The sequence below is a fragment of the Alcaligenes parafaecalis genome, from assembly GCF_026344135.1.
Taxonomy (GTDB): Bacteria; Pseudomonadota; Gammaproteobacteria; order Burkholderiales; family Burkholderiaceae_B; genus Alcaligenes; species Alcaligenes parafaecalis.
In genome coordinates this window covers 478,389-503,661 of the sequence record NZ_JAPKNA010000001.1, presented here as the reverse complement: position 1 = coordinate 503,661, position 25,273 = coordinate 478,389, and the positions used below count along the sequence as shown (strand labels likewise).

24 protein-coding genes and 1 riboswitch are annotated in these 25,273 nt (G+C 56.0%); of the genes, 10 read left to right on the top strand and 14 right to left on the bottom strand.

The window, feature by feature from the left end; all coding sequences use genetic code 11:
* Position 1 precedes the first annotated feature (1 nt).
* The 9 genes from OSH09_RS02325 to OSH09_RS02285 all read right to left on the bottom strand — a co-directional run bounded on the left by OSH09_RS02325 (position 2) and on the right by OSH09_RS02285 (position 10,327).
* Entirely contained in the window at positions 2-1,192 is a 1,191-nt protein-coding gene (locus tag OSH09_RS02325; protein ID WP_266120023.1) for an MFS transporter, read from the bottom strand.
* The gene (locus tag OSH09_RS02320) at positions 1,189-2,382 is read right to left on the bottom strand and encodes an acyl-CoA dehydrogenase family protein (RefSeq protein WP_207874182.1); all 1,194 of its coding nucleotides are present in this window, start codon (positions 2,380-2,382) and stop codon (positions 1,189-1,191) included. The genes OSH09_RS02325 and OSH09_RS02320 overlap by 4 nt, the downstream gene beginning before the upstream one ends.
* Positions 2,379-4,040 (bottom strand): AMP-binding protein, encoded by a 1,662-nt coding sequence (locus OSH09_RS02315; RefSeq protein WP_266120022.1) that lies wholly within the window; start codon positions 4,038-4,040, stop codon positions 2,379-2,381. Before OSH09_RS02315 ends, OSH09_RS02320 begins: the two co-directional genes overlap by 4 nt.
* Positions 4,037-5,854: a CoA transferase gene (locus OSH09_RS02310; RefSeq protein WP_266120021.1), complete on the bottom strand. Its 1,818-nt coding sequence runs from the start codon at positions 5,852-5,854 to the stop codon at positions 4,037-4,039. Before OSH09_RS02310 ends, OSH09_RS02315 begins: the two co-directional genes overlap by 4 nt.
* A gap of 83 nt (positions 5,855-5,937) precedes the next feature.
* Positions 5,938-6,210 (bottom strand): MoaD/ThiS family protein, encoded by a 273-nt coding sequence (locus OSH09_RS02305; RefSeq protein WP_207874178.1) that lies wholly within the window; start codon positions 6,208-6,210, stop codon positions 5,938-5,940.
* A 51-nt stretch (positions 6,211-6,261) separates the two neighbouring features.
* Entirely contained in the window at positions 6,262-6,669 is a 408-nt protein-coding gene (locus tag OSH09_RS02300; protein WP_266120020.1) for a M67 family metallopeptidase, read from the bottom strand.
* A 19-nt stretch (positions 6,670-6,688) separates the two neighbouring features.
* Positions 6,689-7,861: a molybdopterin-synthase adenylyltransferase MoeB gene (gene moeB, locus OSH09_RS02295; protein ID WP_266120019.1), complete on the bottom strand. Its 1,173-nt coding sequence runs from the start codon at positions 7,859-7,861 to the stop codon at positions 6,689-6,691.
* A 160-nt stretch (positions 7,862-8,021) separates the two neighbouring features.
* A complete protein-coding gene (locus tag OSH09_RS02290; protein ID WP_222668227.1) occupies positions 8,022-9,257 on the bottom strand; it encodes an MFS transporter in 1,236 nt (411 codons plus the stop codon).
* A gap of 5 nt (positions 9,258-9,262) precedes the next feature.
* Positions 9,263-10,327 carry a class I SAM-dependent methyltransferase gene (locus OSH09_RS02285; protein ID WP_266120018.1) on the bottom strand — a complete coding sequence of 355 codons (1,065 nt, stop codon included), beginning with the start codon at positions 10,325-10,327 and terminating at the stop codon, positions 9,263-9,265.
* Positions 10,328-10,472: 145 nt separating this feature from the next.
* On the opposite strand from OSH09_RS02285, the gene OSH09_RS02280 reads away from it, so the two are divergent.
* The 9 genes from OSH09_RS02280 to OSH09_RS02240 all read left to right on the top strand — a co-directional run bounded on the left by OSH09_RS02280 (position 10,473) and on the right by OSH09_RS02240 (position 21,992).
* Positions 10,473-11,450 carry a helix-turn-helix domain-containing protein gene (locus OSH09_RS02280; RefSeq protein WP_266120017.1) on the top strand — a complete coding sequence of 326 codons (978 nt, stop codon included), beginning with the start codon at positions 10,473-10,475 and terminating at the stop codon, positions 11,448-11,450.
* A 316-nt stretch (positions 11,451-11,766) separates the two neighbouring features.
* Positions 11,767-14,952 (top strand): TonB-dependent receptor domain-containing protein, encoded by a 3,186-nt coding sequence (locus OSH09_RS02275; RefSeq protein WP_266120016.1) that lies wholly within the window; start codon positions 11,767-11,769, stop codon positions 14,950-14,952.
* Between the two features lie 64 nt (positions 14,953-15,016).
* The gene (locus OSH09_RS02270; RefSeq protein WP_266120015.1) at positions 15,017-15,898 is read left to right on the top strand and encodes a Slam-dependent surface lipoprotein; all 882 of its coding nucleotides are present in this window, start codon (positions 15,017-15,019) and stop codon (positions 15,896-15,898) included.
* Between the two features lie 118 nt (positions 15,899-16,016).
* Positions 16,017-17,504, top strand: coding sequence for a surface lipoprotein assembly modifier (locus OSH09_RS02265; protein ID WP_266120014.1), 1,488 nt, complete (start codon positions 16,017-16,019; stop codon positions 17,502-17,504).
* A gap of 345 nt (positions 17,505-17,849) precedes the next feature.
* Positions 17,850-18,452 carry an ATP-dependent Clp protease proteolytic subunit gene (locus OSH09_RS02260; protein WP_042479978.1) on the top strand — a complete coding sequence of 201 codons (603 nt, stop codon included), beginning with the start codon at positions 17,850-17,852 and terminating at the stop codon, positions 18,450-18,452.
* Between the two features lie 21 nt (positions 18,453-18,473).
* On the top strand, positions 18,474-19,094 hold the full coding sequence (locus OSH09_RS02255; RefSeq protein WP_266120013.1) for a glutathione S-transferase family protein: 621 nt from the start codon (positions 18,474-18,476) through the stop codon (positions 19,092-19,094).
* Between the two features lie 204 nt (positions 19,095-19,298).
* Complete coding sequence (locus OSH09_RS02250) at positions 19,299-19,724, top strand: DUF2946 family protein (protein WP_323178700.1); 426 nt, start codon at positions 19,299-19,301, stop codon at positions 19,722-19,724.
* Positions 19,725-19,776: 52 nt separating this feature from the next.
* Positions 19,777-20,313 carry a YcnI family copper-binding membrane protein gene (locus OSH09_RS02245; protein WP_207874157.1) on the top strand — a complete coding sequence of 179 codons (537 nt, stop codon included), beginning with the start codon at positions 19,777-19,779 and terminating at the stop codon, positions 20,311-20,313.
* 53 nt (positions 20,314-20,366) lie between these two features.
* Entirely contained in the window at positions 20,367-21,992 is a 1,626-nt protein-coding gene (locus OSH09_RS02240; protein WP_266120012.1) for a copper resistance CopC/CopD family protein, read from the top strand.
* 16 nt (positions 21,993-22,008) lie between these two features.
* Here the strand turns inward: OSH09_RS02240 and OSH09_RS02235 are convergent, their stop codons facing one another.
* The 5 genes from OSH09_RS02235 to OSH09_RS02215 all read right to left on the bottom strand — a co-directional run bounded on the left by OSH09_RS02235 (position 22,009) and on the right by OSH09_RS02215 (position 24,086).
* Positions 22,009-22,551, bottom strand: a complete 543-nt coding sequence (locus OSH09_RS02235) for a TetR/AcrR family transcriptional regulator (protein ID WP_266120011.1) — start codon at positions 22,549-22,551, stop codon at positions 22,009-22,011.
* Positions 22,548-23,096, bottom strand: coding sequence for a dihydrofolate reductase family protein (locus tag OSH09_RS02230; RefSeq protein WP_207874152.1), 549 nt, complete (start codon positions 23,094-23,096; stop codon positions 22,548-22,550). Before OSH09_RS02230 ends, OSH09_RS02235 begins: the two co-directional genes overlap by 4 nt.
* Positions 23,097-23,289: 193 nt before the next feature.
* Positions 23,290-23,676, bottom strand: a complete 387-nt coding sequence (locus OSH09_RS02225) for a hypothetical protein (RefSeq protein WP_207874150.1) — start codon at positions 23,674-23,676, stop codon at positions 23,290-23,292.
* Between the two features lie 15 nt (positions 23,677-23,691).
* Entirely contained in the window at positions 23,692-23,835 is a 144-nt protein-coding gene (locus tag OSH09_RS02220; protein WP_207874148.1) for a hypothetical protein, read from the bottom strand.
* The gene (locus tag OSH09_RS02215) at positions 23,832-24,086 is read right to left on the bottom strand and encodes a hypothetical protein (protein ID WP_207874146.1); all 255 of its coding nucleotides are present in this window, start codon (positions 24,084-24,086) and stop codon (positions 23,832-23,834) included. Before OSH09_RS02215 ends, OSH09_RS02220 begins: the two co-directional genes overlap by 4 nt.
* Positions 24,087-24,178: 92 nt before the next feature.
* Here OSH09_RS02215 and OSH09_RS02210 point away from each other — a divergent pair, with 92 nt between their 5' ends.
* Positions 24,179-24,967, top strand: a complete 789-nt coding sequence (locus OSH09_RS02210; protein ID WP_266120010.1) for an AraC family transcriptional regulator — start codon at positions 24,179-24,181, stop codon at positions 24,965-24,967.
* Positions 24,968-25,079: 112 nt separating this feature from the next.
* Positions 25,080-25,198, top strand: a riboswitch (TPP riboswitch).
* The last annotated feature ends 75 nt before the right edge of the window (positions 25,199-25,273 follow it).

Genomic DNA, 25,273 nt, shown 5'->3' with positions numbered 1-25,273 from the left:
ATCAATCCTCTTTCGTCGAACGACGCACTTGGTACAGAACCAGGCATAACAAGCTGGCGCACACCAGAATACCCATCAGGAAAGGCCAGGCGGCAGCAAAACCTTCGGGCGATCTCAACAGCAACCCAAATAGAGGCGGGCCGAATGCAAAGCCACCGAAAAACCCGACAGACAGCAAACCTGCCGTGCGAGCGGGGGCACCAAAGCGGGCATCACGCAGCAACATGCTCATGGCGATCGCATTGGTGGCCACCAGAGTCAGCCCAATTGCCAGAACCCCTGCCCCCAAGGGCCAGAGCCGTTCAGGCGCGGCCAGCATCATCAAGAGCAAGGCCACAATCGGGATGACGAACAAGATACCCAGCAAGAGGGTTTCGTCCCCAAACCGGGCGGCAACAGGCGTTAGCAATACACGAGACACAATGCCCATGACGCCAAAGCCGCTGACCAGCATGCCTATCCAGTACGGTGACACACCCAGTTGCTGTGCAAAGACGCCCAAAAAGGTGATGAAGGAGGACAGGACCAGACCGGCGCAAAGCTGAATCGCCATCAGCAGCCAAAGCTGTTTGCTGGGCCAGGGCAGACGCCAGGCCATCGCGACAGAAGTTGTTTGAGCCCGAACCGGCAAGATCTGCAAGGCAAAATAAGACAGGCACAACATGGCGGGCACCCACACCACAAAAGCCCCCCGCCAACCCAGCTTGTAAGCCAGCGTAGGCAGAACCAAACCCGCCAACAAGGCCGACGCCTGTACACCAGATTGCTTGATGCCCACCATCCCCGCTTTGCGTTGCGCCGGAACCAGTTGAGCAATCGCCTGATTGGTTACCGGATTCGCCAAGGACTGCGCCAGCCCACATAACAACAAGGCTGTCAGCACACCCCAGAATCCGGGCAACACAGCGATCAGGCTAAAGGACAAGGCCACCAGCAAGAACAAGTAAAACAAGCCTTGCCGATTACCCATACGCTGCACCAACGCCCCCGCCCAGGGCGAAAGCAAGGCAGCCAGTCCAAAGGTGCTGGTCGTCAGCCAGCCCAATTGTTCACGCGAGATACCCAGGTCCTGGATGATTTGTGGGCCCAGGACGCCGATGGCGTAAAACACCATCATGGGCATGCCCATGGCCAGGGTCATCAAGCTGGCCAGCACCCAGGGCGAACGGGAAGCCGTGGTGGATACGGTCATGCCACCGCCTTGTTCATGTCTGCCGTTTCCTGAATCGCGTATTGGGCCTGCAACAAGTGCTTGCCGACGGTACTGATCAGGGCATCGTCGGCCCCATCCAGAATGTGTGTGGTACGCGCCGCCCGGTAGATGCCCGACAAGGGGCTCCAATCCGCCAGACCTTCCGCCCCCATGATCTGGATAGCGGAATCAGCAGCCTCGCTAACCGCATCAGACGCCGCCAGCTTGGCCACATTGACCTCCACCGAATTGGGTAAACCGGCATCGAACTTCAGCGCGGCTTCCCGCAGCAAGCAGCGGGCCGACATGATTGCCCGGTACACCTTGTAGACTCGCGCCCGAACCAACTGCTTGTCCGCCAAACGTGCCAGCTCGCCACGCTCGGAATGGATGCGTTCGCACATGACCTCATAACTGCGCTGAGCCAGCCCCAGCCACTGCACCGAGCGCAAGATACGCCCCAAGGCCAGACGCTTTTGCATCAGAGCAATGCCCTGCCCGGCCGTCCCCAGCACATAGTCTTCCGGCACAGCCACATCATTGAAAGACAGCTCGTTCTGGCCCTGATACCGTCCCAGCAGTGACAAAGGCCGTACCACCTTAAAGCCCACGGCATCCGTGGGCACAATCACCATGGACAGGGACTCGTTAATTGGCCCGTCCGAACTGCGTGCCACGACGGTGGCAAAGCTGGCGACCTGGGCACGGCAGATAAACCACTTGCGCCCATTGATATGCCATTGCCCCTCTTTCAGGCGAGCCTGACATTGCATGGTGGCGGGAATGGAGCCGATGCTGTCTGGCTCGGACATGGCGTAGCTGGATACCGCATCGCCTTTAATCAGGGGCGTCAGAAAACGCTGTTTGACGCTGGCCGAGCCGTGCTGACTCAACATATACGCATCCAGCGTGGCGTCTGCACCGAAAATACCGGGGCCATATTCAGAGCGGCCTTCCTGTTCGGCGACGGGCAAATAGTCGACCAGGCTGCTCAAGCGGCCACCCCGGTGCATGGGGTAAAAGCTGCCAAACAAGCCAGCTTGTTGCGCACGACGCGTCAGATCCAAGGTCAGTTCGCGGGCCAGATTATCCCCTTGGGCCAAAATGGCCTCGTTGGGAATAATTTCTGTATCCACAAACTGCCGCAGCTTGCGGCCCAGGGCGGCGCTGGAAAGGGGGATGTGGCTCATGCTGCGATCCCCGTCTTGGCCTGGGCGCTGGAACCGACAGCCTGCGCATCCGCTGCCAATGCCCGCTTGTCGATCTTGCCCGCCGGTGTCAAAGGCAGGCTGCGATAAAAGCGCAGATACTCAGGCAGTTTGTTCACTTCCAGACCCTGTTCACGCAGGAAATCGGTAATTTCTTTCAGGGAAAAACGCGTCGCCCCCTCACGTACCGTCACGCACAGGCAAATGCGTTGTCCCAAATCCGCATCCGGCACCGGCACGCAAGCCACGGTGACCACATCAGGATGCGCCATCACCAAGCCTTCAATCTGCACGGGGCTGATATTGGCGCCGCCGCGAATAATGATGTCTTTTTTGCGGCCCGCCAGCACCAGTTGCCCTTGCGCATTGATGTAGCCCAAGTCCCCTGTTTTCACCCAACCCTGCTCGTCCCGATACTGCGCATCCAGCTCCGGGGCGTTCACGTATTGCATGGGGCTTAAAGGGCCGCGTGCCGTGATTTCGCCTACCTCGCCCTGCGGCACCTCTTCGCCTTCATCATCAATCAGACGAATCTCGCACACCTGGGGATTGGGGGTGCCGACACTGCTCAAGACCACCTCGATAGGGTCCTCCAGCGTGTTATGGCAGTTCACTCCGTCCGCCGAGCCATACAAACTGATAAAGCCGCACTCAAACGCTTCCACGCAACGGCGCACCGTCGCTTCGTCAATGACAGAACCGCCCACGATCAAACCACGCAAGCTGGATTTGTCGGCCTTTTCCAGCTCGGGCGCTGCGGCGATACGCTGGAACATGGTGGGCACACCCAGGATAAAGCTGGGCTTGAAAGCATTGATGGCAGCAATGGCGCTAGGCACATCAAATTTAGGCAGAACCACCAAAGATCCACCCAACCAGCACAGCACACCAAACGTGGCCGTAGACCCGAACGAAGAGCCCAGCGGCACCAAGTACATGCCCCGGAACTCCACATCGTTGGGAGAGATACGTTGCAGGAAACGGCCACGTCCACCCACCAGCGCATTGTGCGAATAAGCCACCAGCTTGGGTTCGGATTCCGTGCCCGACGACACCAGCAAGCGCACAGGTGAATTGGGGGACACCTCGGGCAGCTCGGACAAGGCCAAGGGCTCGCCCTCAAACAAGGAATCCAGCGTCACCCAACCGGGACGGGATGGACCTTGCACAATCAATACCCGCATGGACAACAAGGTAGGCCGCAAGGACTCGATGACTTCGCACAAATCAATGCCTGCATATTCATGCGGCACAATCACCGCCCGCGCATCGCAACGACGCACCAGCGATTGAATATCCAGCTTGCCCCGTCCGGGCGGAAATGGCGCAACAATTGCGCCCAAGGCCGCTGCGGCCAGGTCAATGGCGCAGCACACCCAATGATTGCTGAGCTGATAGGCCACCACATCGCCCGCCATAATGCCGGAACGACGCAAGCTGCCTGCCAGGCGCAAGGCCGCGTCCATCAAGGCGCTGTAGCTGACGTTACCCTCGGGCGAGAGCACGGCCAGCCTGTCGGGATGAGCCTGGGCTTTTTCCGCGAACAGCGTAAAGACCGGCTTGTTCGGGTAAGTACCGTCCTCTATCCAGCGTTGGCGCAATGACGCAGGGACCAGATCGATGATGCCAGCGTGATTCATAAAAACCTCCAGGGAGAATTAACAGACGAATAGCCCTTGTCATGGAAATGAGACGCCAGACGTGGATCAGCACGCAGTTGCGCCAGATTGCGATGGACGGTGCGAGCCGGTATGCCCAGCACGTCCAGTTGCGTTTCCAGGCTTAGAGCAGACTGGGACAGAAGACGATCCGGCAAGACCGTCCAGACCGCATCGGGGGCCACATTCAGCCACCCGGCCAACGCGTTCAGATGCGTTTGATCCTGGCAGTCGATGACGATGAAGCCCTCGCCTGTCTGGAACACCGCAGAAACGCCGGTTTTACTGATGGGAGAGACGGCCTGGACCAGATGGTCGGCCGTGGCCAACAAGGAGCTGTCTACGCGCAGGCCCGACCCGGTCAGACTCCGGCGCAGCAAGGCGGCACTGATACCCAGCGCGGCCATCACCCCGCCCAGCACATCAAGCACCGTAAACAAGGACCCACCCCGCGCATCCGAGGTTTGAGAGATGGTGTGGGCAATGCCCGACCAGGCTTGCACCGTGAAGTCCGTACCCGGGGCATCCACCTGCTCCTGCCCCCAGCCTCCGGCATAGGCGTAAACCAGATCGGGGCGCACGGCATGCAAATCCTGAGCATCCAGCTTCAGTTCAGCCGCCTTGCCCGGTGCCCAGTTGTGCAGAAACACATCCGATTCGCGCACCAGTTCGTAGATAGCCTGCCTGCCTTCGGCTGACTTGATGTCCACTTCCTGCACGGTCTTTAATTGATTCAGCGCATCAAACCGTACAGAACAACCATCCACACACGGTGGCATGGCACGCAAAGGATCGCCGCCCGGAGGCTCTAGACGAATTACCTCGGCCCCCAGGAGCGCAAGCAAGTGACCGGCAATTGGGCCCTGAATTCGGCGGCATGACTCCACCACTCGCAAACCGCGCAAGGGCAGATCCGCATTCGAGGGCAAGGCACGCAAGGAACCAGAAGCCGCCTGCCCCTGGTGCTGCCATAAACCAGCCAGGGCGGCGTAATCACCATCCATCTGACGCTGGGCTGGGGTGCGCACCGGCAAAATCGCCATGCCTGTCTGTAAAGCCAGCTCCTGCAAGCGAGCAAAATTCAGCGCTTGCAACCTGCTTAAACATGCGGCGGGCATGGGACACACGGCTTTGGCATAGCGCAGCAAAAAAGCTTTCCACGCCTGACCTGCCAAGTCTGCAGGAACCCCTACTGCCTCCCAAAATGCACGCCAGGGTCGGGGGTCCAAGGTTTCCAGTTCAAAGACCACACCGTCTTGCGAGATAAAGGGCGGCCGCAAACCGGCGTCATAACTGCCTGCCAATAACTGCTCCGGGTCCTGGCTGACTGTCGCGCCCGCCAGATACTGGCCAATGCTCAGTAAGCCGCAGCCCAAGGGCGAGACCGACACCGTAGAAAAACGCCCGCCACGCAACTGACCCAACGCAGCGGCCAATGTGGCTTGCAAGCTCATGGCCGAACTTAACACCGCCGAGTAATCCAGACCCAGCGTGCCGGAGGGGCCGCTGGAGCGTCCATGTACAGACAAAATGCCGCTGGCAGCCTGCATGCTCAGCTCGCTGATGGCCGCTTGTGTCATGCCGCCCGATTCAGTTTCCAGCCGCGTGCTAATCGTTCCAAAATCAGGCGAATGCAGGCTGAAAGCCGCCTCGTCCTGCTGAGCGGCGGACAAGCCTTGCTCGGTCAGGCCCAACAATCGGGCCTGGCGCCCCAAAGCGATAGGCAAGCCCTTCCAATACGGGGGCTGTTTCCCCATCTGCCAGCTCAATCCGCAGCCATGTAGTAATTCAGACATAGTTCCAAACCAGAGTGATGCGCACGCCAAGTGCTGATTCAGAAAACCAGCACTTGCACCATGAAAACCCAGACCGCGTGGTCTTAGCCCCCTGCAACAGCAGGCAGTACCGTCAGGCTGTCGCCCGTACGGGTAGCGGTTTTCAGGCCATCGCTAAAGCGGATGTCTTCTTCGTTCACGTAGATGTTCACGAAGCGATGCAGGTCTTCGCCGTTCATCAGGCGTGCCTTGATGCCGGGAAACTGACCTTCCAGATGTTCAATAACTTCACCCACTGACGCACCTTGGGCCTGTACTTTTTTCTCGCCGTTGGTCAGGGGACGCAGCAAGGTCGGAATAGAGACTGAAATGGACATGCTTAAACTCCTTGGAAATGATTTTTTGTGGCAGCCGGGATACGCGGCTTGCTAGACGATGACAATGGTTTCTTCAGTGACGCCGCCGTCGATAATCCGAAAGGATCGAACCGGCACCGTGGCCTGGTCCCAGGTGGACACGATCAGGTAATGCAGTTCGGGATGGCCTGCAAAATCAATGTCGTCCTTGCTGGGAAAGGCCTGGCTGGCGGTATGGGAGTGATAGATCACGCAGCACTCCTGATCGTCCTCATCCAGACGGCGATAGACCTGAAACTGCTCACGTGAATCGAACTGGTAAAACACGTCCGAAGCGGCCCGGTTTTGCATGGGCAACACGTGCTCGGCCACCAGCGAGCCTTCCTGGGCGGCAATCAGTCCGCATGCCTCGATGGGGTGATCCTGCTTGGCATGATTCAGAACTTGCTCCAGGGCAGAACGACGAATCTGCAAGGCCATGATGTGCTCCTTCCCGAACTTAGTAAGACGCCAATTCGGGAGCGACCTGCTCCACCCAGGCCAATACGCCGCCTTCCAGATTGCGTACCTTGGCCGCGTTCAACTTGATCAGCTCTTCGCAAACAGTTTTGGAGCGAGCACCGGAGCGGCACGAAATAACCAGATCCGCATTCGGACCAAAAGCAGCCAGAATTTCGGCAGCAACAGTGGGGGATTTGGGCATCAGAATCGCACCAGGAATGTTGACGATTTCCCATTCATTGGGGTCACGCACGTCAATCAGAATCGGAGCCTGATCCTGGTCCAGCCGCTCTTTAAGCTGGAGCACATCCATCACCGGTACGGGGATCGCCATCGCATCAGCAGGTGGATTCAGGCCGCAGAAGGTTTGATAGTCACCCAGCTCAGTAATCGCCTTGCGATTGGGCAGACGACGGATAGGCAATTCGCGGTAGCGCATGTCCAGCGCGTCATAGGCAATCAGGCGGCCGATCAATGGATCACCAATACCGGTAATCAGCTTGATGGCTTCGGTTGACATGATGGAGGCGATGGAGGCGCACAAGACACCAAACACACCGCCCTGCGCGCAAGAAGGAGCCAGCTCGGGTGGAGGTGGTTCGGGATACAAGTCGCGGTAATTCAGGCCCACACCACCGGGCGCGTTTTCCCAGAACACCGAAACCTGGCCTTCAAAGCGGAAGATCGAACCCCAGACATAAGGTTTGTCGGCCAGCATGCACGCATCATTGACCAGATAACGGGTCGCGAAGTTATCGGTGCCATCCAGAATCAGGTCATAGCGCGAGAACAATTCCACCGCCATGTTCGGTTCCAAGCGGTCGGTATAGGTTTCTACCTTGATGTGTGGGTTGAGCTTGTGAATTGCCCGTTTGGCGCTTTCCACTTTCAGCTCGCCAATGCTGTCTACCGTGTGAATGATCTGGCGCTGCAGATTGGATTCGTCCACTCGGTCAAAGTCGATGATGCCCAGTGTGCCCACCCCGGCAGCAGCCAGATACAGCAAGGTGGGCGAGCCCAGGCCCCCTGCCCCGATAACCAGCACTTTGGCATTTTTGATGCGGCGCTGGCCTTCCATGCCCACATTGGGAATCAAGAGGTGACGGCTATAACGGTTAACCTCTTCACGGCTTAAAGGCTCACCGGGCTCAACTAAAGGGGGCAAGGTCATAATGACTCCTGGTTAAATACATATAAATACGAACAAGACTTATTCTCAAATATGTCTGAAAATGACACAATGGCCTTTGAGCTCTAATTTCTATGCAAAACGGAGCAAAAACGATGAACGCCAACGCAAGCCTGATGCGATGGCGTTTGCAGAAGAGGATTTACTGGCTACGCAACAAAACTTCGGTGCTGGCACCGACGCTGTGACGCACGCGCCAAGCCAGTACAAAGGCAAACAGAACGCCTAAGGTCAAGACACCCAGCATGACGACCTGGCCAAAGCGATCCAGCAAAATGCCCGCTGCAATCGGGACAGCCATGCGCGCCAAGGTGAAAATGGTCGACTGCAAACCGTAGTCGGAAGCATTGCGCTGTCTACGGGTGAAAAACATGGTCAGGCCGAACAACAAGGCAGAGACAGCCCCCATGCTGGCAGCAATCAACATGGCACTGCTGATAAGCCAGGCGGGCCCCAGTTTTGCCCAGACCGACACCATCAACAAAATCAAGGACAGCAGCGCCGCCAGCAGATAGATAGGAATGGCTCGTGCCGCGCCCAGGAAGGAAGCCAGACGCCCACCAATCAGGCTGAATATCGCGCCCGTAATACCCCCGGCAATCCCTACTGTCCAGGCCACCTCTTCCAAAGGCATGCCCTGATCCAGCATCAAGGGTTTCAGGTAAAACCAGACTGCGCCGATAAACGGGAAGCTGGTCAGCAGCAGGCTGGTCCATTGCTTGGCGCCCTCCTGCCCAAAGAAGCTGACCCAATCTGCCACAAAGCCGGGCGGTGTCTGCTCCGTTTCAGCCGCTTGCAAACCGGCCTTGGAACGCAGAAAGGCAAAAGGCAAGCAGCCTATCACCAGGCCTAAGCCCATCAAGGCAAACGGTGCTTGCCAACCCCATCGGGCTTGCACCAGCACCATCACGCCAGCACCCACAATCGCCCCCAGGAACAAGGCCGCAGAACGAATACTGCCTGCCCGCAACTGCTCTTCACGCGGCAAATACTGAACCGCCAAGGCATTCAGGGGAATGTCCATCCAGGTAGCGACAATGCTGATCGCAAAGGTTAGTGCGAATAGCGTGGCGCGCTGGTCGATCAGGTTTTCACGACCGATGCCCACATACAAAGCCAGCAACAGCACCGCCATCAACCACAACCAATGTACAAAATGCCCGCCACCCAGGCGGACACGCTGCACCGGCATGGCCAGCACCAATTTGAAAATGGCGGGCAAGGCCGCCAACTGGAACAAGCCGATCTCGGTGCCGGACCAGCCATGCTGACGCATCACCAAAGGCATGCCCAGCATCAGGTAAATACTGGGGACGGCCAGCACCAGATTCATCCAGCCAAACAGCAACTGTGCCCCCCACGCTTTCCACGTCTTCATTCTCATCACCCTTTGCACGCTTTACGCGCAATCAATGCAGTGACGGGCGCAACCGGAAAGCGCACCTCATCAAACTGCTGAACCTCATCAAATCCAGCTTGTTCCAGTAACTGAGCCAACTGCCCTTCCGGCAGCACCTGGCGGCCTTGCATGCGCATATGCAGGTAGTAATGCAAAATCCGTTTGGCCTTGCTGACCTCGGTATGCACTTCGGCGTGACAGCACACCAGCACACCACCGGGCCGCAAGGCGCGATACAGGCGAGCCAGCAAGGCAGGAATGTCCGGCACAAAATGCAGCACCGAGGAGCACCAGATCAGGTCGTAACCCGAGCCGAAATCGTCCACCAGCAAATCCCCCTCCATGGTGCTTAACCGTGTTTCAAGGCCCGCATCCAGAATTCGTTGCTGAGCCACTGCTGCCGCCGCTTCGTACTCAAAGACCACAGCATGTAAATCGTGCTGTTGCTGTGCCAAGGCAATAGCGACCAGACCTGGGCCACCCCCCAGATCCAGCAATCGCTGCCCCTGCCAGAACTCTGGCACCGCCCCAAAAATCTCACAGGCCACATCCGCTGTTACTGCGCTTTGCTCTTGGGCAATTTGCGCGCGTGCTGCTGCCGCCCAGCCTTGCTGCACCAGTTTCGGGTCTGCCGGAGGCGACTTGCCATTGAGTACCAACTCATCCAACTGAAGGCCCACCTGCCGCAGCACGCCGTGCCGAAACAGCAAGGCATCGCCACAATATTCCGCCGAGTTGGGATTGAAATAACGGGCCGATTTAGGCAGGCTGCGATAGCGTCGCGGACAGGTCCACTGACACTCCAGCAACTCCAGGCTCCAGAGCAATTCCAGCAAGTAGCTGGTGTTGTCTGCATCCCACTTGAGCACATGCGCAAGTTCTTCAGCAGCGATAAACTGATCCAGATGTGCAAACACGCCGTGCTCCAACGCCAGGTTCAAGGCATCTGCACTCAAGCCTGCCAACTGCGCGTCCCAACAGGCTTGCAGAGCATGCGACTCCAGCAATTGCTCTGACAAAACCACCTCTCTAAGCGATCGATCCAGCACTGTTTTCTACCTCCGTCAATTCCACAATGGCCCTTCCCTCTGCCATGACAGCTAGAAATGATATATATTTAATGAGAATTATTTGCATTAAGATCTATGCTGAACGGAGCAATTCATATGCGAGGCGCTTTTAGCAGGAGAAATGATGAGTACGCGCAAATTTGGCTATCGCTTAACCACGGATGAACCCAGGTCATGCCGCGCTTTGAGCGATGGCCGAGTCCGGCTGCAATTACCCGAGGAACTGGGCCACTGCTATTCCGAATGCGTGGAACTGGAACAAGGCTTTTTATTGGGCCGTTTGCACTATCACCCCAGCCGAACGCTGGTTGAAGAAAGTAACGGCCCCCATGCGGGCCGTGTCATTGTGGTGACCGTGGGTCTGCAAGGACAGTCGGCCTATCAGGGTCGGGAGAGTTCAGATCTGCTATTTAAAGCGGGCCACACCACGGTGACCGCGTTCCGTTCCCTGCGTGGGGAACGCCACTACCAAGAGGACCAGTCCGTATCGCAATTACGGCTGGTCATCAGCGAGGCAGCCTTGAACAAATACGTCGGTCCCGAACGCGCCACCCAGTTGATGGATTGCGTGGGACTGCACCGTCTGTCCTTTCATGCCAGCAGCCAGGCCACCATGGCCCATGCTGCGGCACTGGCACGCTATATGCAGCCGTGCAGCCCGGAGCAGCCCATTCATCACCACAGGCTGAATCTGCAAATCCATGCACTGAGCTTGCTGGCCGAGCAGTTCAACCGCCTGGCCCCGCCCGACGCCCCCAACAGCGCCCCGCTATCGGTGGATGATATTCAACGGGTCGAGCGAGCACGCGATTTGCTCAGCTCGCAACTGGACCAGCAAATCACGGTGGAGTATCTGGCTACGACGGTAGGCATTAACGAGCACAAACTTAAAGAAGGTTTTCGCTATCTGTACGACAACACGCCTATCGGCCTGCTGCTGGAGCTACGTATGCGCAAAGCCTATACCTTGCTGGAGTCCGGCCAACAAGTGGCCCAGGCCGCCTGGCAAGTAGGCTACAAATACCCCAATAATTTTTCCGTCGCCTTTACGCGCTACTTTGGCCGTTCACCCAAATCCATTTTTGGCAACAAGCGTACCTAAACCCTTGTATTTCCGCTGTTTTCGGCCTCTGTACGCATAGAGGCCCACCCTTCTTTCCGGCCGCCCCCTGCGGCCCCCCTCCCTGAAAAGTTCCCCTTCTGCTTTGACAAATTGCCGCAATCGCAGCGGATTTCTAGTCCTGCATAGGAATTGCTCCGTTCCGCATATCAATCTAAGTGATAACTATTCTCATTAATAGGAATAATATCCCCGTGCCTGTCCTTACCTTTTGAGACAAGGGGTGAGCCTGGCCAGCAAACGGGAGCCTTTCCCCACGACAGATTGTTATTTTTCACACGGAGCCCTGGTTCGTTCTATGTCCGCTGCCCTTTCCCCCCTACACAAAAAACACGCGCTCAAGCCGCTGGTGTATGCCTTGATTCTGGCCTCCTGGGCCGGGCAGACACAAGCCCAAAACGTGGGCAGCGCCCCACCCTCCTCCCGTCAGGACGAGAGCCAGAAAGACACGGACAGAGCCACTCGCCTGGACACCATTACCGTCGTGCGTGAAACCCGCGATGAGGCCGGTAAAGCTGATGTATTCGAGAAAGACGTCTCCAATGTGTACTCCGGCAAGGAAGAGATCGAGCTGTACAAGGGCAGCTCCGTGGGGGATTTGTTCAAGGGCCTGAACGGTGTGTATGCGGGGGACTCGCGCAATAGCGGTGCGCTGGACCCGAACATTCGCGGTATCCAGGGTGAAGGCCGTATTCCACTGACGATTGACGGCACGGAACAGGCAACATCAGTCTGGCTGGGACCGGCTGGGGTGGCCAACCGCAACTATGTTGATCCCAATATGATCAGCAGCATTCTGGTGGAAAAAGGCGTGTCGGCAACGTCGGGAGCCAGCGGGATTGGCGGATCGGTGCAGATCCGCACGCTGCAGGTTGAAGATATTGTCAAACCGGGCGAGACCTTCGGGATTGAGCTGAAGGCGGAAACGGCGACGAATTCGACCAAGCCGAATGAGCGGGCTTTTGGGGTATTCGGAAAGGACTATCGCGATATTCCGGGGGCGGTCTTTGATAGAGGAGGCCTCAACAGCGTTGTTCTACCTGAGTACATTTCTGCAGACCGTATGCCGAAAGTCGGTAATAGCGGCAAGAACTTCAACTTTGAAGACCACTCCTATCGCCTGGCCATTGCCACACAACAAGAAAACTTTGACCTGCTGGCCGCCTACAGCTACCGCAGTCGCGGCAACTATTACAGCGGTAAAAAAGGGAGTGACAAGTACGAGAACGACACCTGGCGAGAGGACGCAAATAGCGACTACAACCCGTCGTACTCCTTCCCCAGAGTAAGTTACATCGCCAAGTACTACCGTCCTGGTGAAGAAGTTCTGAACACATCCAGCGAACTGGAAACCACGCTGCTGAAAGGCACTTTGCGCCTCCCTCATGATCAAGCCATTGATATGAGCTACATGCGCAGCAACCATACCTTTGGCGAAAACGTGCCATGGAACGTGGTCTGGGCCATCCACGCCCTGGATGGCTATGGCGAAAAAAATATTCTCCAAACCGAAAATCCGTATAGCAAGGTCAAACAAGACACCTGGAACCTGAACTACTCCTGGAACCCCGAAGGCAACCGTTTCATCAACTTGAAAGCAGGAGCCTGGATTACCCAAAGCGATAGTGAGCGTCATCAGAATGGCGACATCATTTATGGGATTCAAGGTCAGGGCTTGAACAACGGACGGGATGGCGACTGGGACAACTACACAAATTGCCATGTCCTGGGCACAAACGGCTCTGAGTGCGCTTGGGTACCGCCCACCGCCCCAGAAAAGCTGCCCAATACAGATGGGCGTTTCAACATCATCCCCAGAGCTTTGCAAATTACCGACCATAGGCGTAGCGGGCTGAACCTTAGCAACGCCATGACTTTGCATCCGACTCTGGATCTGAGTTTATCGGCTGACTTCACACGAGAAAAACTCAAGCAACATGACGCTTCGGAGAAGCTCGAGAACCTGAATGAATTGACCTGGGGTGTAAACCACATGGGGCCTCGTTCGGGCACCCGCCAGCAATGGAACTTTGGTTTTAACTTCGACTGGCGGCCTGTGGACTGGCTTCAGGTGAATGCTGGTGCACGCTATAGCGACTACTGGTCGTACGACGACAAGCTGGCAGACATGCGTAGTCAGCAACATAAGAACTGGGCTATTCAGCCTGCCCTGAAGGGCTACAACTATCAAGTTCAGCGTCTGATGACGGACCAAGAGACTGCAAATTACGAAGACAACTTCGTTCAATTAAACATGCCGTTCTATAAGCAGTACACGGAAGACTGGCAAATGATTTACGAAATGGATCCTGAACTCATCGGGGATTATTTCGACCACACAACCATGAAGTCTTTTGAAGAGTTTGTTGGAAATACATTCGAAGCAGGAAAGATCAATGGATATCGCTACACCCAAGAGACTATTTTTATTCCGTCAGGTGACAGTCATAAGGGCTTTATCGCTAACAACCCTTTTACAAATGGCGAAATAGATGCGAGAGAGCAAGTCACAGATGCACAGGGTCAAAAAGGTACAGCAAATAAATATATTGCATCAAATGCCGAACGAACGCCTGTCTACCAAGACGAATCCGAAATACCCAATAAATGGGAAGAACCCAAAAAACAAAAAGACCATGCATGGGTTCCCCACATTGGACTGACAGCCTTCATTACAGACGATATTCGTCTCTATGCCCGTTACAACGAATTTGTACGTTTTCCAAGCCTATTCGAGTCCTCCATGGCCTTGGCTGGCGGCAACAAGCGCTCGACCGGAGCCGCTAATCGTCCTGAGCATGCCTACAACTGGGAAATCGGCTATGTCCACAATCTGAGCAGCTACTTCCCAAGCCTGGAATATGCAGACGTCAAGATCAATTACTTCAACAACCGGATCAAAGACTACATAGACCGGGATTGGGACTTCAATACCGTGCAGTTTGATGAGAAAAAGATGTCCGGTATTGAACTGCAAGCTCGCGTGGATAGCGGTAAATACTTTGCGAACTTTGGCGGCACATACCGCTTGAAGCAACAGCTCTGCGACGCCGATTACGCCCAGACGTTTATGCCCATCCCTGGAGCCGCAGGAAGCGACAACATTCCTGCCTGCGTTGATGGAGGCTTCCCCCGCACCTTTGCCAGAACCAGTCTGCAACCCCAGTACTCCCTGAACCTGGATGTCGGTGCACGCCTGCTGGAAAAGAAACTACTGCTCGGAGCACGTGCGGTGTATCACAGCGCTGCGAAAAACAAAGATGAAGGGCATTTTGGTGGCCTTGGCTGGGCATTTAACAGAACGAACTACTGGAACCCCATTTTGGTCTTCGATGCCTACGCCAGCTATCAGGTACAGAAAAACCTGAATGTGGACGTGGCAATCAGCAATCTAACTAATCAGTACTACCTGGACCCTATGGCCCGCACCTCTATGCCGGCCCCCGGACGAACGGTGCGCGTCGGTATGACAGCACGTTTTTAAGTTAATCGGTTTTTTTGGTCGTTTTCGTAAAAACGCCCTTTTTCTTCACTTAATGGAGTTCGTAATGAAAGCAAGTCTGAATGTACAAAAACTGGCTATTGTTTCGGCTTTCCTGCTGGCCTCCGCCAGCAGCTTCGCTGCCCCCGTAGCTGGTGGTTCCTCGAAAGCATTTGTAGTGGCTAATAAAGAGTCCACAATGATGGCTCAAGGCGAAGCTGGTATCTCCATGCCAGGTACTGACCCATATGACGCCACCAAACAATCGGGTGTGGTGAGCTTCAAAAGCGGTCCTCTTTGGCAAACCAATCAAGTGCTGGGTGGTGCTGATGGCAATGGATATATTCAAATGCCCTTGGGAACAAACATTGCTGAAACATGGCGCCATACCATCACCAGCGGTGTAGGAACAGGCACTCAAATTTACGCCTATCGCCAACTGAACAATCCTCTGCCGGGCTACCCCCACTTCGGTGGCGAAGTAGTTGCCAAGGTTTCCGGCCAGGAAGTGTATTTTGGTGAATGGGCTCCCCGCATAGCCGGCACACCTCCAGCAAGCAGCACGGATCTGAACCTGAGCCATGCTGACCGCACTGTGTTCTACACCGGCGAAAACCCAACTACGGCCATGCCTAACCTGGTGAACGTCAAGTACGACGTAGTTGGTGTCAACAAATACAACCCAGGAACTCAAGCGGGCATTTCTACCGGCACGCTAACCGCCAACTATGGTGGTGGTAGCGGTACGCTCGCAGGTGCATTTGGCGGTGTTATCTTCACTGGTACGACCATTGCATCTAACGGCACGTTTGCCAAAGACTTCGGCTCTCTGCCAGACGCAGCCAAAATCCGCGGCCAATTCTACGGCGCAGCCGCTGACGCCTTGGCAGGTATTTACTACAACCCAGCCAACGGTGCCAATGACATGGCCTTCGGCGGCACCCGCTAATAACGGGTATCTGACAACACCCTAGTGTTGCCATAAGAAAAGGGGGATCGACACGCTCGATCCCCTTTCTCTCCGGACCCTGCGTCCATCTCCCCTTTTTCTTGCAAGGTTTTCATTCATGCATGGGCGAGCCCTTCCCCTTTTGTGCCTGCTGCTGGCCATGGCATCCAGCGCGGTGCAAGCCAACGACGACGATACGCGCCGACTTCTGAATCAAATCGACCGCAATCTGAACGAACGCGAACGCTCCCATTTAGTGGAAGAAACCCCGCCCGATGTGGACCCGTCGGCCCTGATCACCATCAACGGCACAACCTATAGCGTCGATGCCACGCTGACTGATCTGGAACCGGCCATTTATGTCGCCATCAATCTGCAGCAGTGGTCCAAGGTGGATCAGTTTGTAGAAAAGTATCAGGAGCTGCCCGGCCACAACCCTGCTTTGGTGCTGATGGTTCAAGGGATGGTGGCTCGTAGCAAGGACAATCACAGCCTGGCTATCAGCAAGCTGCGCCAGGCTCAAGCCAGTGATCCGAACATGATGCGCGCCAAGCTGGAACTGGCCCGCGTGCTGTTCGAGGACTATCAGTCCAGCGAAGCCAAGGAGCTGTTCAGCCAGATTTCCTCTGCCGGTATTCCTGATGAAGTGCGGCCCGTAATTGAAGGCTTCCAGGGTGCTTTGCAGGACCGCAATGCCTGGCATGGTTCTGCCTCGATTGGCCTGGGCTACAACAGCAATATCAACAAAGAAAACGGCCAGGAAGACACCTTCTTCACCTGCTACTTCTTTGGGTGCTTTCCGTCGGTACGCAAGATGCCGGACCCGGTCAAATCCACAGCCATGGTCTATGACCTGACCTTGAACCGGCGTTTCCAGCTAAGCAGCAACCACAATCTGCTGCTGCGCGGCCTGAGCTACGGCAACCTGTACGACAAGCATAAGGAAGCCGAGCCCAATAATATTTATTACAGCGACAACACCAGCATTATTTATGCAGGCTACAACTATCAGGACGCGAAAAACGATCTGTCGATTACACCCCTGTTCGAGAACAATTACACCAACCGTCGCACCAGCTATCAGTCCTGGGGCGGGCGCGTGGACTGGAAGCACAATCTTAGCGACAGGCTGCAAGTGGGCGTGAATGCGCAACACAAGAGCCTGTCCTACAAAGGTGATTTACGGCAGTACTTTGAAGGCGTCAAAGAGAACCAGATAGGCTTGTACGGCTCGTATCTGATTGACGCCAAAACCGTGGTTTACGGAGGACTGAATTACACCCGTAATCTTCAGTCTCAACAAACAGCACAAAGCCGCAGTTATATGGCGAACCTGGGAATGTACAGAGCCTTTGATGCGGGCTTCAACATCAACGCCACGGCACTGTACCGACAGACTCGTCACGATGCCGAAGACTTGTTCTTGGGCGGGCTGCGCAAGGACCGACAGCAGATTTATATCCTGAACGTGGGCATGCCACGCTTCGCGTTCCAAGGCATTACGCCCAATCTGTATGTGAAGCACACCTTCAACAATAGCAATATCGACTGGGCCTTCAAATACAAGCAAACCGAAGTCGCGCTGAAGCTGGAAAAACGCTTTTAAGACAGAGCTCCCATAACACCGTCGCAGTTCTGTGTGATGGCTCAACGCCCAACCACTTCTTGTGGATCGCCCCCTTCCTGTGAAGCCGATCCGGGAGGCAGGACTATAAGGTCTTGTTCTCCCGATCAAGCACCGAACAAGCATGAGACTATGACGAACATGCAGGGAAAACCACCCTGCTGTTGATTGGTCGGCCTGCTCTGAACGCTATTGTTCGCCACCAGGCCGGACAAAAAAAACCACAAAAATTGCCAAGTGAAAGCCCGGTTGACCATCAGCCGGGATATAGTCGAGCAATCGATTTTCCTTAGCAGACAGAACACTTATCCCTTGGAGTCTTTCCCCATGCTTGGCCAAGAAAAAGAAACTCGCTCTGATACCAGCCCTCAAGACAGTGCCTTTCTGGAAGAAAAAGCCTTCCGCGCCCGTACTGTGCTGGTCTTTGGCACCATCACGGATAAGCTCGCCTCGGAAACCGTGCGCAAGCTGCTGGCGCTGGATGCCGAATCCACCGCCCCCATCACCATGATTGTGTCCTCCCCCGGTGGTCACCTGGAATCGGGCGATGCCATCCATGATGTGGTGCGTTTTATTTCCTCGCCCGTCACCATGGTCGGTACCGGTTGGGTTGGCAGTGCTGCCACCCACCTGTTCCTGGGTGCAGCCCGCGAACGCCGCGTGTGCCTGCCACAAACCCGCTTTCTGATTCACCAGCCCAGCGGTGGCGCAGGTGGTCAGGCCAGCGATATGGCCATTCAAGCCCAGGAAATCATGAAAGCGCGCGAACGTATCGCCCAGGTGATTGCCCGTGAAACCGGCCAGCCTATCGAGCGTGTGCGTGACGATATCGAGCGCGACAAATGGATGGGTGCCGAGGAAGCCATTGAATATGGCCTGATCTCGCGCATTATCGAACGCCGTGACGAACTGCTGCCCGCCAGCAAGTAAATATCACCGGAGAGCCCCATCATGCTGACTATTCTTGGCAGAGAATCCTCCATCAATGTGCGCAAAGTCATGTGGACCTGCGCGGAGCTGAATCTGGAGTTTGAGCGGCAGGATTGGGGCATGGGTTTCAAGGACGTGAACACGGACGAGTTCCGTGCGCTGAACCCCAACGCCAAAATCCCCGTCCTGCTGGATGGGGATCGCGTGCTGTGGGAGTCCCATACCATTGTGCGTTATCTGGCTAATCGCCAAGCACCCACCGCCTTGTATCCGCAAGATGCCTGGCAACGAGCCAAAGTGGATCAATGGCTGGACTGGCAGGCGTCCGAGCTGAACCCGACCTGGACTTATGCGTTTTGGAGTTTGGTTCGTCAATCGCCCAAGCATCAGGATGCGGCACAGGTTCAGGCCTCCTTGGCAGCCTGGACGCAGGTAATGTCCGTTCTGGACAAGCACTTGGCGCAGACCCCCGCTTATGCAGCCGGATCAGAGTTCAGCCTGGCCGATATTATTCTGGGCCTGTCCATCCACCGCTGGTTGAATACGCCGTTTGATCGCCCGGTACTCCAGGCGACTGAAGACTACTACCAGCGCCTGGCCTCACGGCCTGCTTTTGTAAAGCAATGCGCCGGTTTTCCCTAGACGCTGCTTTGCCTTGCCTGACCAAAGCCGCCTGCCATGTTCGCGGCTTTTTTTATGCGTGACTGAACATTGGGACGCTTAACGCCCTACTGACAAAAACGGCACCGGCAAACCATCCAAATCCAAATTCACTTAAAGTTTGGCGCCAGATAACTGGTAAGCCCCTCATCAGTCAGCCACCGGTTTTGTAATATACTTTTCCGCATGCGCGCCCTGGGTCCCCGTTTCGTTTTACGCGAAATCCGAGTTTGGCAACTTCTATTTTGCCTGGCTCTGCTGGCCTACGTCTGTCGCGCCATCGTACCGGCGGGCTATATGCCTACCCGCTCTGCACAAGACAATGGTTTTGCCATTACCTTCTGTACTGCGGGCAATTCAGCCAATACGCTCTGGATTGATCTGATCGGCCAGGATGGTCAAGCGGATTCCAATACCCATCACACGCAGCAGGACTGCCCCTTTGGCATCGCGGCTTCTCCCGCTTTATTGCCAACGCTGGATGCACCTGTTCTGATCAGCCTGATTACGTATCGACCGGTTTTACTGGTCGAAAGCAATCAAACCCGGCCACCGCTACCCGCACAAGGCCCACCTTTAGGGTCACGCGCCCCACCCTTATCCCTCGCTTGATATATCCCCGTCCTTTGACGGTCTTTCTTTTTCTATCTAGCCGAGGTTTTTCATGTCGATTTCTTCTACGTCTTCCCGTGCCATTCTGGGCATGGCTGCTGTGCTGTTCGCGTCTTCCGCTGTTGCTCACGTTTCCCTGCAAACCAAGCAAGCGTCAGTAGGCAGCAGCTACAAGGCTGTTCTATCCGTGCCGCATGGCTGCAAAGGCTCTGCCACGACCAAAATCCGCGTCCGTGTTCCCGAAGGGGTGGTCGGTGTGAAACCACAACCCAAAGCAGGCTGGACACTGGAAACCGTCAAAGGTGACTACAAACAGGCTTACACCCGTTGGGGCGCCAAGGTCAGCTCTGGCGTTCAGGAAGTCGTCTGGGCTGGCGGCCCCTTGCAGGACGAACACTACGACGAGTTCGTGTTCATCAGCTACCTGGCCGATGAACTCAAGCCCAATAGCACGCTCTACTTCCCGGTCGTTCAGGAATGTGAGCAAGGCGTAGAACGCTGGATTGATCAGGCAGCTCCTGGCACCAAGGAAGCAGCCGACCACTCCGACGCCCCCGCTCCTGCCCTGCAACTGCTGCCCAAGCCCTAATACACCGGCGGCTGATGCGCATAAGTTCTGTGCATCAGCCTGAAGGAGATCCTATGCATACGCAGATCCTGCGTGGGCGAGCGGCTTACCACTCGCTAGCGATGTTGCTTGCGGTCCTGCTTTTACTGACCTGGGCTCCCATACTTCATGCCCACGCCTCTTTAGTTGCCAGCAGCCCTGATAGTGGCGCCATCTTGTCCCAGCACCCCAGAACCGTTTCACTCAGTTTTAATGAATCGGTCTCACCCTTATTGATGAAGCTGATTCGTCCCGACGGCTCTACCGAATCCCTGGAAGAACCCCGGATGCAAAACAATGGGCTGGAGCTGGCATTACCCCCCTTGGAAGATCAAGGCACCTATGGACTCAGTTGGCGGGTCATTTCTGCGGACGGCCATCCCGTAGGCGGGACGCTCACGTTTTCTGTCGGTGTGCCTAGTAGTGCAAACCAACTTGATAGCAACGGCAACGACCCTGTCAGAAATAGCTTGATTTGGCTGTCCCGTCTCTTGGGCTATCTGGGTTTGTTCACCGGCATAGCGTGGGCTCTCTACCGGGCACAGATAAGCACTTCAACGGACTCCGCTGTGCGACCCGGTCGCCTTTCCCCCATCATGCTGGCCTTGGGTGCCATCGCCTTACTGCTGAACCTTGGTTTGGTCGGTGTTGATGCCTTGGACTTGCCACTTTCTGCCTTGTTAAGCGGTACTGCCTGGAAAACAGCCGCTTCAACCTCGATGGGCTTGGCAGTCCTGCTGGGATGGACAGCCTTGGCCTGTGCGGCCCTGTCCTGGACGCTCCCCCATCCCAAGAAGCAAAAATGGCTGGCTGTTTTAGCCCTGATTCTGTTGGGCGGCTCCCTGGCTGCCAGTGGTCATGCCAGCACGGCAGAACCCGCCTGGCTATCCCGGCCCAGTGTCTGGCTGCACGTTGTGGCCGTGACGCTCTGGATAGGCTCTTTCTTGCCCTTGGCCTATACGCTGAAGCAGGGTCAAGAGTCCCGGCTCCTGGCCATGTTCTCCCGCTGGATTCCCGCTGTTTTACTGATCTTGACCCTGAGTGGTGCTGCGCTGATCTATGTGCAATTCGATCAGCTCTCATCTCTATGGGAAAGCGCCTATGGGCAGGTACTGGGAATCAAGCTGATACTGGTCGCCCTTCTGCTGGGATTGGGGGCCTATAACCGCTACCGTTTGACTCAAGCCGTCTTGCAGCAGGATAGCCATGCACGGCAAGCAATGCGGCGGGTGATTCGCCTGGAGTATTTGCTGGTCGTGCTGATTCTGGCTGTCGTTGCCTTGTGGCGTTTTACCCCGCCCCCCCGCGCCCTGGCTCAGCTTGCCGCCCCCAGCATTTCTACTCATGTCCATACCGATGCAGGGATGGCGGACCTGATCTATCTCCCGGCCAGCGCACAACACCCCGCCAGCCTGACCGTGGCTTTATACGAAGCTGATTTCAGCCCTTTGAAGGCTCAGGAAGTCGAGGTAATTTTCAGCAATCCACAAGCCGGAGTGGAGTCGATTAGCTTCCCTGCCCAGCCCACTTTGCAGAATCAATGGGAGGTCTCCACGATTGAGCTGCCCCATCTGGCCAGTTGGAACATTCGCATTCAAGTGCTGATTTCAGACTTTGAACGCATACACCTGGATACCACGCTGGATCTGCAAGCCCAATAAGTGAAATGCACCAGAACTAGCCCTTGATCACCCTTAACAAGCGATCCAGGGCCTGCTCATACAAAGGTGGTGTCAACTCATCAGGAGTCATGGATACAGCCAGCGCGCTGCCATGAGCATGGTCTACCAATATGTCCAGCCACAACTCAGGCTCTCCCACACTGTCAGCCAAGAGAGTCTGCAAGCGCTGGGTAATCTTGGCCGTTACCCCGGCAAAGGCCTGCTGATCGCTAAAAATAGCCAAGGTCAGGTGGGGATGACGGCCAACCGCCTGGTGATAGCGCAACAAAATGGCGCGTAGTTCTGCCTTGCTGGTTTCGGCCTCTTCCAGCCCATCCAGAACCTGTGCATACACCCGACCGGATAGCAGGCGCAGCAAACCCGCCCGGTCGGGCACATGGTTGTACAGGCTCATGGGGGTCACACCGAGGCGGAATGCCAGGGCGCGCATGCTCAAGCCTTGCTCACCGCCTTCGTCCAGCAGTTCCAGACCCGCTTGCAGAATATGGTCCAGCGTCAGGCCGGTTCCCCCAGCCGGACGGCCTCGTCCACGGCTCATGACTTGAGCTGATAGCGCGATTGCACCAGCCCCGAGGGGAAGCTCTGGCTGGAAACCAGGCTCCAATCCATGTCTTGCTTCACGCCACCAAACAGTCGGCGTCCTTCACCGATCAGCACAGGCATGGTGGACAAGATCATGTCCTGCACCAAACCGGCACGCAAAAAGGACTGGATGACTTGGCCACCATCTACATAAATACGCTGCCGCTTTTCAGCCGCAAACTGTTCCATGACTTGCTCGGGGGTTTGCTGGGAGAAACGGACTTTGCCCTGCAAATGTTCAGGAACAGGCGTGTCCGCCAATTGTTTGGACATGACCACCACGGGCAGCTCGTACGGCCAGGCGTCAAACGTCAGGACTTTTTCGTAGGTCCCACGCCCCATCACAACCGCGTCTTTATCCGCAATAAAAGCCATATAGCCGTGGTCTTCCGCAGGATCGCTGCGCTCCAGCAACCAGGAAATATCCCCGTCCGGTTTGGCGATGAATCCGTCCAGGCTGGTGCCGATGAAAACGTGTGCGGTGCTCTTTACTGTGCTCATCATTTTTCCTTTATATATACGCCGTATATTTTATAGAAAAATAAGTCAATGAACACTAAAACCTGCACCGGGCAGGTTTTTTATCTCAAACCGTCCGCTTTCATCCACACGTAAAAAAGGCCGCATCAGCGGCCTGGGGAGATAGATACAGGGTGCAAAGCCACTACCGCAGACCTGCACCATCCTGATTGAATCAAGGCATCAGCAATCGCTGAGCTTCAAGCCGGGCTTCGCCCTCGTCCACGACAAAAGCAAAACGTAGCCCTAACACCCGCCCCAAGGTTTGCTGTGCCAAGCGAGCCGCTGCCGGAATCGCCCGCCCTTTGCTGATCAGAACCATACCAGCGCATAAGTCCTTCAAACGCTGCTTATTCTGTTTGAAGAACAAAGCCCGTTGCTTGCGTTCCTCATGGCTTTCTGCCTGGGCCTGATCCTCACCACCCAGACGTTCCGTCAACAAGACAAAGCGCTGCCCCCGGTTCAACAAGGCCTCCAACTGAGCCTGGGTTTGTTGTGGCGTTTGCGTCTGGTCGTGCTCTCTTAAAAACACCAATGGAAACTGGCTGTCATCCACTTGCATGACTTCTCCTTGCGATCAATAAAGACAGCCCACGTCAAAGCGACGAGCGCCTGAACGGGGTGCGCCCCCAAAGGCATGCATCAAACCGCTAGGCACATACAGCCAGGCAATATCGCGCAACAAGTACGGTCGGACGGTTGCGCCCTCATGTTTCATCACAGCCGGGACTCCACAAAATCACGCAATTGTGGATCTCGAATCTGCAAGGCATCAAACAAGCCCAGTGCTTTCAGGGCAGGTAAAGCAGTCAGAATATCGTTCAACGCCTGCTGACGTTGTGCGTCACCAAGCTCTGCTTGGCGCAACACGGCGGCATTATGCAAAAACGCGCCAACCGTTCCTTTGCGGATAGTCGTGCCGCCAATGTGAACTTCATTGGCATGGTCGGGAAGAATGTCTTGTGCTTGCATCAGTCGCTCCTTATGGATCAAGGCTTTCAGTGTAAGCAGAAAGGTTTTGGCGGCTGTACACTATGTCGGTCAATGAATAACAAAATTACGCCATGCCTGAACGCAAGATTGGTCTGCATGATTTTCTGAATTTCCCCCAGGATCCCATTCTGTTTGCGGTGATGGGGAATCACGACTCGGAGCTGTCTTCCCGACCGCATCAACATGCACGCGGACAACTGTTCGGGTCTCTGCGTGGCCTGCTGTCCGTAGGCGTGGAAGATGCTGTCTGGGTAGTCCCCGCCATCCATGCGGTCTGGCTGCCACCGCATGTGCTGCACTCAGGCCAGTCACACGGCCCCTTTCACGGCTGGAGCGTCTATGTGGATGAAGCTGCCTGTTCCGACCTGCCCCAACAAGCCTGCACCCTGCGTACCTCAGGCCTGCTGCGCGAATCCGTCTTGCGAGCCTGCTCCTGGGATTTGGTCCCGGCCACCCCTTTACCTGACGTACAAGCGCATATTGCCGCCGTTATTCTGGATGAAATCCGCAATTTGCCGATTGAGCCATTTGGCCTGCCCCTGCCACAAGATCCTCGGCTACAGCGCATTGCCCGTGCCCTGATTGCCGACCCCAGCAACAATCAGGGGATGGAACATTGGGCGGACTGGGCCGCTGTCAGCCTGCGTACCCTGAGCCGTCGCTTTGTGACAGAAACCGGCTTTACCTTCACCGCCTGGCGACAACGCGCCCGTCTGATGCGGTCCCTGGAAATGCTGGCAGCCGGTATTCCGGTGGCCACCATTGCCTACGATCTGGGTTACTCCAGCCCCAGCGCCTTTATCAGCCTGTTCCGCCGCAGCTTTGGGCAAACCCCTGCCATTTACCGCAACCAGCTTTAAATCTGGTGAACGGGTGCTGGAAGATATTGGCTTGGGCGAACGCAATTCCTGACGGAGGAGTTGTAGACCGAACACAGGTATACTCGCCCAGATCGTTTTTAAGGAAACGATGTTCCAATCCGAGGGGAGCCTGGTGAGCAGGCTGAGAAACTGCCTGGCCAGATTGCACCGCAGTGACCCGTTGAACCTGATCCGGGTCATGCCGGCGAAGGGACGGGTACTGACCTGCTCGCCGCTTGCTGCCGTATGGCTATCCTTGACTAGGAGTTGCTATCTTGTCGTCTGACCACTCCCCCTTCCCTGTCG

What these genes read in the sequence shown, in the direction of transcription:
- OSH09_RS02230 (WP_207874152.1), bottom strand. Translation starts at nt 23,096, where the DNA reads ATGAGCACAGTAAAGAGCACCGCACACGTTTTCATCGGCACCAGCCTG.
- OSH09_RS02240 (WP_266120012.1), top strand. Translation starts at nt 20,367, where the DNA reads ATGCATACGCAGATCCTGCGTGGGCGAGCGGCTTACCACTCGCTAGCG.
- OSH09_RS02300 (WP_266120020.1), bottom strand. Translation starts at nt 6,669, where the DNA reads ATGGCCTTGCAGATTCGTCGTTCTGCCCTGGAGCAAGTTCTGAATCAT.
- OSH09_RS02215 (WP_207874146.1), bottom strand. Translation starts at nt 24,086, where the DNA reads ATGCAAGCACAAGACATTCTTCCCGACCATGCCAATGAAGTTCACATT.
- OSH09_RS02305 (WP_207874178.1), bottom strand. Translation starts at nt 6,210, where the DNA reads ATGTCCATTTCAGTCTCTATTCCGACCTTGCTGCGTCCCCTGACCAAC.
- OSH09_RS02325 (WP_266120023.1), bottom strand. Translation starts at nt 1,192, where the DNA reads ATGACCGTATCCACCACGGCTTCCCGTTCGCCCTGGGTGCTGGCCAGC.
- OSH09_RS02250 (WP_323178700.1), top strand. Translation starts at nt 19,299, where the DNA reads ATGCGCGCCCTGGGTCCCCGTTTCGTTTTACGCGAAATCCGAGTTTGG.
- OSH09_RS02310 (WP_266120021.1), bottom strand. Translation starts at nt 5,854, where the DNA reads ATGTCTGAATTACTACATGGCTGCGGATTGAGCTGGCAGATGGGGAAA.
- OSH09_RS02270 (WP_266120015.1), top strand. Translation starts at nt 15,017, where the DNA reads ATGAAAGCAAGTCTGAATGTACAAAAACTGGCTATTGTTTCGGCTTTC.
- moeB (WP_266120019.1), bottom strand. Translation starts at nt 7,861, where the DNA reads ATGACCTTGCCCCCTTTAGTTGAGCCCGGTGAGCCTTTAAGCCGTGAA.
- OSH09_RS02260 (WP_042479978.1), top strand. Translation starts at nt 17,850, where the DNA reads ATGCTTGGCCAAGAAAAAGAAACTCGCTCTGATACCAGCCCTCAAGAC.
- OSH09_RS02255 (WP_266120013.1), top strand. Translation starts at nt 18,474, where the DNA reads ATGCTGACTATTCTTGGCAGAGAATCCTCCATCAATGTGCGCAAAGTC.
- OSH09_RS02320 (WP_207874182.1), bottom strand. Translation starts at nt 2,382, where the DNA reads ATGAGCCACATCCCCCTTTCCAGCGCCGCCCTGGGCCGCAAGCTGCGG.
- OSH09_RS02265 (WP_266120014.1), top strand. Translation starts at nt 16,017, where the DNA reads ATGCATGGGCGAGCCCTTCCCCTTTTGTGCCTGCTGCTGGCCATGGCA.
- OSH09_RS02315 (WP_266120022.1), bottom strand. Translation starts at nt 4,040, where the DNA reads ATGAATCACGCTGGCATCATCGATCTGGTCCCTGCGTCATTGCGCCAA.
- OSH09_RS02275 (WP_266120016.1), top strand. Translation starts at nt 11,767, where the DNA reads ATGTCCGCTGCCCTTTCCCCCCTACACAAAAAACACGCGCTCAAGCCG.
- OSH09_RS02235 (WP_266120011.1), bottom strand. Translation starts at nt 22,551, where the DNA reads ATGAGCCGTGGACGAGGCCGTCCGGCTGGGGGAACCGGCCTGACGCTG.
- OSH09_RS02210 (WP_266120010.1), top strand. Translation starts at nt 24,179, where the DNA reads ATGCCTGAACGCAAGATTGGTCTGCATGATTTTCTGAATTTCCCCCAG.
- OSH09_RS02225 (WP_207874150.1), bottom strand. Translation starts at nt 23,676, where the DNA reads ATGCAAGTGGATGACAGCCAGTTTCCATTGGTGTTTTTAAGAGAGCAC.
- OSH09_RS02245 (WP_207874157.1), top strand. Translation starts at nt 19,777, where the DNA reads ATGTCGATTTCTTCTACGTCTTCCCGTGCCATTCTGGGCATGGCTGCT.
- OSH09_RS02290 (WP_222668227.1), bottom strand. Translation starts at nt 9,257, where the DNA reads ATGAAGACGTGGAAAGCGTGGGGGGCACAGTTGCTGTTTGGCTGGATG.
- OSH09_RS02280 (WP_266120017.1), top strand. Translation starts at nt 10,473, where the DNA reads ATGAGTACGCGCAAATTTGGCTATCGCTTAACCACGGATGAACCCAGG.